The organism is Bacillus sp. ZY-1-1 (assembly GCF_003047165.1).
Lineage (GTDB): Bacteria > Bacillota > Bacilli > Bacillales > Bacillaceae > Bacillus > Bacillus velezensis.
This window is the reverse complement of the sequence record NZ_CP027061.1, coordinates 3,890,001-3,899,251: the sequence shown is the minus strand read 5'-3', so window position 1 is coordinate 3,899,251 and position 9,251 is coordinate 3,890,001. Positions and strand designations below refer to the sequence as shown.

Sequence of the window (9,251 nt, the reverse complement as noted above, 5' to 3'; positions counted from 1 at the left end):
AACTTATCCACAAATCCACAGGCCCTACTATTACTACTGCTATTTTTAAAATATATTAATTATATTATCCGTTAGGAGGATAAACATGAAATTTACGATTCAAAAAGATCGGTTAGTCGAAAGTGTACAAGACGTTCTAAAAGCCGTTTCATCCAGAACCACAATTCCCATTCTCACCGGTATTAAGATCGTCGCCTCAGATGAAGGAGTATCTTTCACAGGAAGTGACTCTGATATTTCAATTGAGTCATTCATTCCGAAAGAAGATGATGATAAAGAAATCGTGACGATCGATCAGCCGGGAAGTATCGTGCTGCAAGCGCGTTTCTTCAGCGAAATCGTTAAAAAACTGCCGATGGCGACTGTTGAAATCGAAGTTCAAAATCAATATTTAACGATTATCCGTTCCGGAAAAGCCGAATTTAATTTAAACGGCCTTGATGCAGATGAATATCCGCATCTACCGCAAATCGAAGAGCATCACGCCATTCAGATTCCGACGGATCTTTTGAAAAACCTGATCCGCCAAACCGTGTTCGCTGTGTCCGCCTCAGAAACACGCCCTATCTTGACAGGTGTAAACTGGAAAGTTGAAAACAGTGAATTATTATGCACTGCCACGGATAGCCACCGACTCGCTTTAAGAAAGGCGAAGCTTGATATTCCGGAAGACAGCTCTTATAACGTGGTCATTCCCGGGAAAAGCTTAACCGAGCTGAGCAAAATTCTTGATGACAGCCAAGAGCTGGTGGATATCGTCATTACAGAAACCCAAGTTCTGTTCAAAGCGAAAAACGTATTGTTCTTCTCAAGATTGCTTGACGGAAACTATCCGGACACGACCAGCTTAATTCCGCAGGAAAGCAAAACGGAAATCGTCGTGAACACGAAGGAATTTTTACAGGCGATAGACCGTGCTTCTTTATTGGCGAGAGAAGGCCGCAACAACGTTGTAAAACTTTCTGCCAAACCGACGGATTCGCTTGAGATTTCATCAAATTCTCCGGAAATCGGGAAAGTGGTCGAAGCTGTGCTGGCAGACAAGATTGACGGCGAGGAATTAAATATTTCATTCAGTCCAAAATATATGATGGACGCACTGAAAGTACTTGAAGGAGCGGACATCCGTATCAGCTTTACGGGAGCGATGAGACCGTTTCTTATCCGTACGCCGAATGATGAGACCATCGTTCAGCTCATCCTTCCGGTCAGAACGTATTAATCAAACAGAATGTGCTGCCGGCTTAGTTCGGCAGCTTTTCTATTCATCAGCCGCTCCCTCAAGTTTTCCCTTTCCTTATTTCAGGATTTTTTAGTACAATTAGATATTAGTGATATTTGAAAGAGGTCGATATTATGGCAAATCCGATTTCGATTGATACAGAAATGATTACGCTTGGCCAGTTTTTAAAATTAGCCGATGTGATTCAGTCCGGCGGCATGGCGAAGTGGTTTCTGAGCGAGCATGAGGTGACTGTCAACAATGAACCTGACAATCGCCGCGGCAGAAAGCTTTACGTTGGAGACGTGGTCGCGATTGAAGGATTTGGTTCATTTCAAGTCGTCAATTAAAGCGGGTGACAGCGGTTGTATATCCAAAATTTAGAATTAACATCCTACCGTAATTATGAGCGCGCTGAGCTTCAATTCGAAAACAAGGTGAATGTGATCATCGGGGAAAATGCCCAGGGCAAAACCAATCTGATGGAAGCCATCTATGTCCTTTCGATGGCAAAATCACACCGCACCTCAAATGACAAAGAACTTATACGGTGGGACGAAGACTATGCTAAAATAGAAGGAAGAGTGATGAAGCGCAACGGGGACATCCCGATGCAGCTTGTCATCTCCAAAAAAGGTAAAAAGGGCAAGGTCAATCATATAGAGCAGCAAAAACTCAGTCAGTATGTCGGAGCGCTGAACACCATTATGTTTGCCCCTGAGGATTTAAATCTCGTCAAAGGAAGCCCTCAGGTGAGGAGAAGATTTCTCGATATGGAGATCGGGCAGGTTTCTGCCGTTTATCTGTATGATTTATCTCTTTATCAAAAAATCCTTTCACAGCGGAATCATTTTCTGAAACAGCTGCAAAGCCGGAAACAGACTGACCGGACCATGCTTGACGTTCTCACTGATCAGCTGATCGAGGCAGCCGCAAAAGTTGTCGCCAGACGTCTGCAGTTTACGGCGCAGCTTGAAAAATGGGCGCAGCCGATCCATTCCGGCATTTCCCGGGGAATTGAAGAACTGACGCTTAAGTATCACACGGCGCTTGATGTATCAGATCCCAAAGATTTGTCGAAAATAGGTAACAGCTACCAGGAGTCTTTTTCGAAATTAAAAGAAAAAGAAATAGAACGAGGCGTCACATTATTCGGACCGCATCGGGATGATGTCCTTTTTTATGTGAACGGACGCGATGTGCAGACTTACGGTTCGCAGGGACAGCAGCGTACGACGGCTTTGTCTCTGAAGCTGGCTGAAATAGATTTGATTCATGAAGAAATCGGAGAATACCCCATTTTACTTTTGGATGATGTACTAAGCGAGCTGGATGATTACCGACAGTCCCATTTGCTTCATACGATCCAAGGCCGTGTGCAGACATTTGTCACCACGACGAGCGTGGATGGCATTGACCACGATACCTTACATCAAGCAGGAATGTTCCGTGTGGAAAACGGTGCGTTAGTGAAGTGAAGAAATGAGGTGAGCGATTGTATATTCATTTAGGTGACGACTTTGTCGTTTCAACCCGCGATATCGTCGGCATTTTTGACTGCAAGGTCAATGTATCGCCGATCGTTGAAGAATTTCTGGACAGACAGAAAGAAAAAGTAGTGCCGTCCGTAAACGGCACGCCAAAGTCTATCGTAGTCACGACTGAGAATATATATTACTCTCCCTTATCTTCCGGCACACTGAAGAAACGTGCGCAATTTATGTTAGAAATAGATTCTTAGCGGATCTTTACAATGAATATATTATCGTTTAAGAAAAGTGTAGGTGAATGTGCATGGCTATGGAACAGCAGCAAAATAGTTATGATGAGAATCAGATACAGGTATTAGAAGGTTTGGAAGCTGTTCGAAAGAGACCGGGGATGTACATCGGATCAACTAACAGCAAAGGCCTTCACCATTTGGTGTGGGAAATCGTCGACAACAGTATTGACGAAGCCCTGGCCGGTTATTGTACAGATATTAACATCGAGATTGAAAAAGATAACAGCATTACCGTTAAGGACAACGGGCGCGGAATTCCGGTCGGTATCCAGGAGAAGATGGGCCGCCCTGCGGTTGAAGTCATCATGACCGTTCTCCACGCCGGCGGTAAATTTGACGGAAGCGGATATAAAGTATCCGGCGGTCTTCACGGTGTAGGGGCATCCGTCGTAAACGCCTTGTCGACCACTCTTGACGTTACGGTTCATCGTGACGGAAAAATCCATTATCAGGCGTACGAGCGCGGTGTACCTGTGGCCGATCTTGAAGTGATCGGCGAAACTGATAAGACCGGAACGATTACGCACTTCGTTCCGGACCCGGAAATTTTCAAAGAAACAACTGTATATGACTATGATCTGCTTTCAAACCGTGTCCGGGAATTGGCCTTCCTGACAAAAGGCGTAAACATCACGATTGAAGACAAACGTGAAGGACAAGAACGGAAAAACGAGTACCACTACGAAGGCGGAATCAAAAGCTATGTTGAGTACTTAAACCGTTCCAAAGAAGTCGTTCATGAAGAGCCGATTTATATCGAAGGCGAGAAAGACGGCATAACGGTTGAAGTTGCATTGCAATACAACGACAGCTATACAAGCAATATTTATTCTTTCACAAATAATATCAACACATACGAAGGCGGCACGCACGAGGCCGGATTTAAAACCGGTCTGACCCGTGTCATAAACGACTATGCAAGAAGAAAAGGGATTTTCAAAGAAAATGATCCGAATTTAAGCGGGGATGATGTGAGAGAAGGGCTGACTGCCATTATTTCAATTAAGCACCCTGATCCGCAATTCGAAGGGCAGACGAAAACCAAGCTCGGCAACTCCGAAGCGAGAACGATCACTGATACGCTGTTTTCTTCTGCGCTGGAAACATTCCTTCTTGAAAATCCGGACTCAGCCCGCAAAATCGTTGAAAAAGGTTTAATGGCCGCAAGAGCGCGGATGGCGGCGAAAAAAGCCCGGGAATTGACCCGGCGCAAAAGTGCGCTTGAGATTTCCAATCTGCCGGGCAAACTGGCGGACTGTTCTTCTAAAGATCCGAGCATTTCCGAGCTGTATATCGTAGAGGGTGACTCTGCGGGCGGATCAGCGAAACAGGGACGGGACCGTCATTTCCAAGCCATTCTGCCGCTGCGCGGTAAGATTCTGAACGTTGAGAAAGCCAGACTTGATAAGATTCTCTCAAACAATGAGGTCAGATCAATGATCACGGCCCTCGGAACAGGAATCGGAGAAGATTTTAATCTTGAAAAAGCGCGTTATCATAAAGTGGTCATCATGACGGATGCCGATGTTGACGGCGCCCATATCAGAACGCTTTTATTAACGTTCTTCTACAGATACATGCGGGAAATCATCGAAAACGGCTATGTCTACATTGCCCAGCCGCCGCTTTATAAAGTGCAGCAGGGAAAACGGGTGGAATACGCTTATAACGATAAGCAGCTTGATGAGCTGTTAAAAGAGCTTCCGCAATCACCTAAGCCCGGCCTCCAGCGTTATAAAGGTCTTGGAGAAATGAACGCGACTCAGCTTTGGGAAACAACAATGGACCCTGCGACCAGAACGCTTCTGCAAGTCAATCTTGAAGATGCAATGGACGCTGACGAGACTTTTGAAATGCTGATGGGTGACAAAGTAGAACCGCGGAGAAACTTCATAGAAGCAAACGCCAGATACGTGAAAAATCTTGATATTTAACCAAGAAAGCCTTATTTTCGTTAAGAAATAAGGCTTTTTTCTCAAAGCGGCTTCTAAAGCCTCTGAAAACCCGCAAAACCCGTATATTCTACTAAATTAATGTGTATAAACACAAGTTTATTGATATAATGGAGAATAGTGAAATCGTATTGAAGATCATAATGGACAATCTACTCCCACATTATTTCATGTGATACTTCAGGGAGGTTTTTTTAATGAGTGAACAAAACACACCACAAGTACGTGAAGTCAATATCAGTCAGGAAATGCGGACATCCTTCCTGGACTATGCAATGAGCGTTATCGTATCCCGGGCGCTTCCGGATGTGCGTGACGGTCTGAAGCCGGTTCACAGACGGATTTTGTACGCAATGAATGATTTAGGCATGACCAGTGACAAACCATATAAAAAATCTGCCCGTATCGTCGGTGAAGTTATCGGTAAGTACCACCCGCACGGTGACTCAGCGGTTTACGAATCAATGGTCAGAATGGCGCAGGATTTTAACTACCGCTACATGCTTGTTGACGGACACGGCAACTTCGGTTCGGTTGACGGCGACTCAGCGGCCGCGATGCGTTACACAGAAGCGAGAATGTCAAAAATCGCAATGGAAATTCTGCGTGACATTACGAAAGACACGATTGACTATCAAGATAACTATGACGGTTCAGAAAGAGAGCCTGCCGTCATGCCTTCGAGATTTCCGAATCTGCTCGTAAACGGGGCTGCCGGTATTGCGGTCGGAATGGCGACAAACATTCCCCCGCATCAGCTTGGGGAAGTCATTGAAGGCGTGCTTGCCGTAAGTGAGAATCCTGAGATTACAAACCAGGAGCTGATGGAATACATCCCGGGCCCGGATTTTCCGACTGCAGGTCAGATTTTGGGCCGGAGCGGCATCCGCAAGGCATATGAATCCGGACGGGGATCAATCACGATCCGGGCTAAGGCTGAAATCGAAGAGACTTCATCGGGAAAAGAAAGAATTATTGTCACGGAACTTCCTTATCAGGTGAACAAAGCGAGATTAATTGAAAAAATCGCGGATCTTGTCCGGGACAAAAAAATCGAAGGAATTACCGATCTGCGAGACGAATCCGACCGTAACGGAATGAGAATCGTCATTGAGATCCGCCGTGACGCCAATGCTCACGTCATTTTGAATAACCTGTACAAACAAACGGCCCTGCAGACGTCTTTCGGAATCAACCTGCTGGCGCTCGTTGACGGACAGCCGAAGGTACTAAGCCTGAAACAATGTCTGGAGCATTATCTTGATCACCAAAAGGTTGTGATCCGGCGCAGAACGGCTTACGAACTCCGCAAAGCGGAAGCGAGAGCTCACATTCTGGAAGGTTTAAGAATTGCTCTCGATCATTTAGATGCCGTTATTTCTCTTATCCGCAATTCCCAGACGGCTGAAATTGCGAGAACGGGTTTGATCGAACAATTCTCACTGACTGAAAAACAAGCGCAAGCTATTCTGGATATGCGCCTTCAGCGATTAACCGGTCTGGAGCGCGAAAAGATTGAAGAGGAATATCAATCACTTGTTGCGCTTATCGCCGAGCTGAAAGATATTTTAGCCAATGAAGAAAGAGTTCTTGAGATCATCCGTGAAGAACTTAATGAAATCAAAGAGCGTTTCAATGATGAGAGACGCACTGAAATCGTGACGTCCGGTCTTGAAACAATTGAAGATGAAGATCTTATCGAGAGAGAAAATATCGTCATCACACTGACCCATAACGGCTATGTTAAACGTCTCCCGGCGTCCACATACCGCAGCCAAAAACGGGGCGGAAAAGGCGTACAGGGAATGGGAACGAATGAAGATGACTTTGTGGAACACTTAATTTCCACATCAACGCACGATACGATTCTGTTCTTCTCTAATAAAGGGAAGGTATACCGTTCTAAAGGATATGAAATCCCTGAATACGGCCGTACGGCAAAAGGCATTCCGATTATTAACCTTCTGGAAGTTGAAAAAGGCGAATGGATTAATGCCATTATTCCGGTCAGCACGTTTGATGAGGAGCAATACCTCTTCTTTACGACCAAACAAGGGGTGTCGAAACGTACGGCACTGTCCCAGTTTGCGAATATACGGAATAACGGTCTGATCGCCCTAGGTCTCCGGGAAGACGATGAACTGATGGCCGTCCGCCTGACTGACGGCAAGAAACAAATCATCATCGGAACGAAGAACGGTTTGCTGATCCGTTTCCCTGAAGAAGATGTAAGACAAATGGGACGCACAGCTGCGGGTGTTAAAGGCATCACGCTGACAGACGATGATGTCGTTGTAGGCATGGAGATTCTTGAAGAAGACTCCCATGTCCTCATAGTGACAGAAAACGGCTACGGTAAACGCACACCGGCTTCAGAATACAGAGTTCAAAGCCGGGGCGGAAAAGGCCTTAAAACATGTAAAATCACTGACAGCAACGGTCCGTTAGTAACTGTGAAAGCAACAAAAGGCGAAGAGGACTTAATGATTATTACGGCAAGCGGCGTGTTAATCAGAATGGATATTAATGATATCTCCACTACGGGACGCGTAACACAAGGCGTCCGTCTGATCCGCATGTCTGATCAAGAGCATGTAGCCACTGTGGCGCTTGTGGAAAAGAATGAAGAAGAGCCGGAAGAAACGGAAGAAGTATAAACGAAAAAGCGCAGCTGCAACAGGCTGCGCTTTTACTATATAAAGAAATGAAAAAATGCTTTGACACATGGTGATGATGCTGATATAATTCTTTTTGTTGTCTTTTTAATAGAAAGGCATGCCTAGCGAAAATATTTTTTAAAAAAGTATTGACCTAGCAAACTGAAAATGTTATGATTAAGAGGTCGCTTCGAGAGGGGCGAAAAAGTTCTTTGAAAACTAAACAAGACAAAACGTACCTGTTAATTCAAAGTTTTAAATAAATCGCACAGCGATGTGCGTAGTCAGTCAAACTACTTTATCGGAGAGTTTGATCCTGGCTCAGGACGAACGCTGGCGGCGTGCCTAATACATGCAAGTCGAGCGGACAGATGGGAGCTTGCTCCCTGATGTTAGCGGCGGACGGGTGAGTAACACGTGGGTAACCTGCCTGTAAGACTGGGATAACTCCGGGAAACCGGGGCTAATACCGGATGGTTGTCTGAACCGCATGGTTCAGACATAAAAGGTGGCTTCGGCTACCACTTACAGATGGACCCGCGGCGCATTAGCTAGTTGGTGAGGTAACGGCTCACCAAGGCGACGATGCGTAGCCGACCTGAGAGGGTGATCGGCCACACTGGGACTGAGACACGGCCCAGACTCCTACGGGAGGCAGCAGTAGGGAATCTTCCGCAATGGACGAAAGTCTGACGGAGCAACGCCGCGTGAGTGATGAAGGTTTTCGGATCGTAAAGCTCTGTTGTTAGGGAAGAACAAGTGCCGTTCAAATAGGGCGGCACCTTGACGGTACCTAACCAGAAAGCCACGGCTAACTACGTGCCAGCAGCCGCGGTAATACGTAGGTGGCAAGCGTTGTCCGGAATTATTGGGCGTAAAGGGCTCGCAGGCGGTTTCTTAAGTCTGATGTGAAAGCCCCCGGCTCAACCGGGGAGGGTCATTGGAAACTGGGGAACTTGAGTGCAGAAGAGGAGAGTGGAATTCCACGTGTAGCGGTGAAATGCGTAGAGATGTGGAGGAACACCAGTGGCGAAGGCGACTCTCTGGTCTGTAACTGACGCTGAGGAGCGAAAGCGTGGGGAGCGAACAGGATTAGATACCCTGGTAGTCCCACGCCGTAAACGATGAGTTGCTAAGTGTTAGGGGTTCCGCCCTTAGTGCTGCAGCTAACGCATTAAGCACCCGCTGGGGAGTACGGTCGCAAGACTGAAACTCAAAGGAATTGACGGGGGCCCCGCACCAAGCGGTGGAGCATGTGGTTTAATTCGAAGCAACGCGAAGAACCTTACCAGGTCTTGACATCCTCTGACCAATCCTAGAGATAGGACGTCCCCTTCGGGGGGCAGAGTGACAGGTGGTGCATGGTTGTCGTCAGCCTCGTGTCGTGAGATGTTGGGTTTAAGTCCCGCAACGAGCGCAACCCTTGATCTTAGTTGCCAGCATTCAGTTGGGCACTCTAAGGTGACTGCCCGGTGACAAACCGGAGGAAGGTGGGGATGACGTCAAATCATCATGCCCCTTATGACCTGGGCTACACACGTGCTACAATGGACAGAACAAAGGGCAGCGAAACCGCGAGGTTAAGCCAATCCCACAAATCTGTTCTCAGTTCGGATCGCAGTCTGCAACTCGACTGC

At 46.6% G+C, this 9,251-nt stretch carries 6 protein-coding genes and 1 rRNA gene (1 of these 7 only partly in view); all 7 read left to right on the top strand.

Annotation, left to right across the window (positions count from 1 at the left end):
• Nucleotides 1–85 precede the first annotated feature (85 nt).
• On the top strand, nt 86–1,222 hold the full coding sequence (gene dnaN, locus C5I45_RS19620) for a DNA polymerase III subunit beta (RefSeq protein ID WP_107994576.1): 1,137 nt from the start codon (nt 86–88) through the stop codon (nt 1,220–1,222).
• A gap of 134 nt (nt 1,223–1,356) precedes the next feature.
• Nucleotides 1,357–1,572 carry a ribosome maturation protein RlbA gene (gene rlbA, locus C5I45_RS19615; RefSeq protein ID WP_004392910.1) on the top strand — a complete coding sequence of 72 codons (216 nt, stop codon included), beginning with the start codon at nt 1,357–1,359 and terminating at the stop codon, nt 1,570–1,572.
• 15 nt (nt 1,573–1,587) lie between these two features.
• A complete protein-coding gene (recF, locus tag C5I45_RS19610; RefSeq protein WP_014304178.1) occupies nt 1,588–2,700 on the top strand; it encodes a DNA replication/repair protein RecF in 1,113 nt (370 codons plus the stop codon).
• A gap of 17 nt (nt 2,701–2,717) precedes the next feature.
• Nucleotides 2,718–2,963 carry an extracellular matrix regulator RemB gene (gene remB / locus C5I45_RS19605; protein ID WP_004392908.1) on the top strand — a complete coding sequence of 82 codons (246 nt, stop codon included), beginning with the start codon at nt 2,718–2,720 and terminating at the stop codon, nt 2,961–2,963.
• A gap of 59 nt (nt 2,964–3,022) precedes the next feature.
• Nucleotides 3,023–4,939 (top strand): DNA topoisomerase (ATP-hydrolyzing) subunit B, encoded by a 1,917-nt coding sequence (gyrB, locus tag C5I45_RS19600; protein WP_004392900.1) that lies wholly within the window; start codon nt 3,023–3,025, stop codon nt 4,937–4,939.
• Between the two features lie 215 nt (nt 4,940–5,154).
• The gene (gyrA, locus tag C5I45_RS19595) at nt 5,155–7,614 is read left to right on the top strand and encodes a DNA gyrase subunit A (protein WP_004392898.1); all 2,460 of its coding nucleotides are present in this window, start codon (nt 5,155–5,157) and stop codon (nt 7,612–7,614) included.
• 298 nt (nt 7,615–7,912) lie between these two features.
• Nucleotides 7,913–9,251, top strand: a 16S ribosomal RNA gene (locus tag C5I45_RS19590); it runs 215 nt beyond the window's last position.

Bases quoted from the DNA above. Each gene is read 5' to 3' on its own strand.
- dnaN (WP_107994576.1), top strand. From the start codon at position 86: ATGAAATTTACGATTCAAAAAGATCGGTTAGTCGAAAGTGTACAAGAC.
- rlbA (WP_004392910.1), top strand. From the start codon at position 1,357: ATGGCAAATCCGATTTCGATTGATACAGAAATGATTACGCTTGGCCAG.
- gyrB (WP_004392900.1), top strand. From the start codon at position 3,023: ATGGAACAGCAGCAAAATAGTTATGATGAGAATCAGATACAGGTATTA.
- gyrA (WP_004392898.1), top strand. From the start codon at position 5,155: ATGAGTGAACAAAACACACCACAAGTACGTGAAGTCAATATCAGTCAG.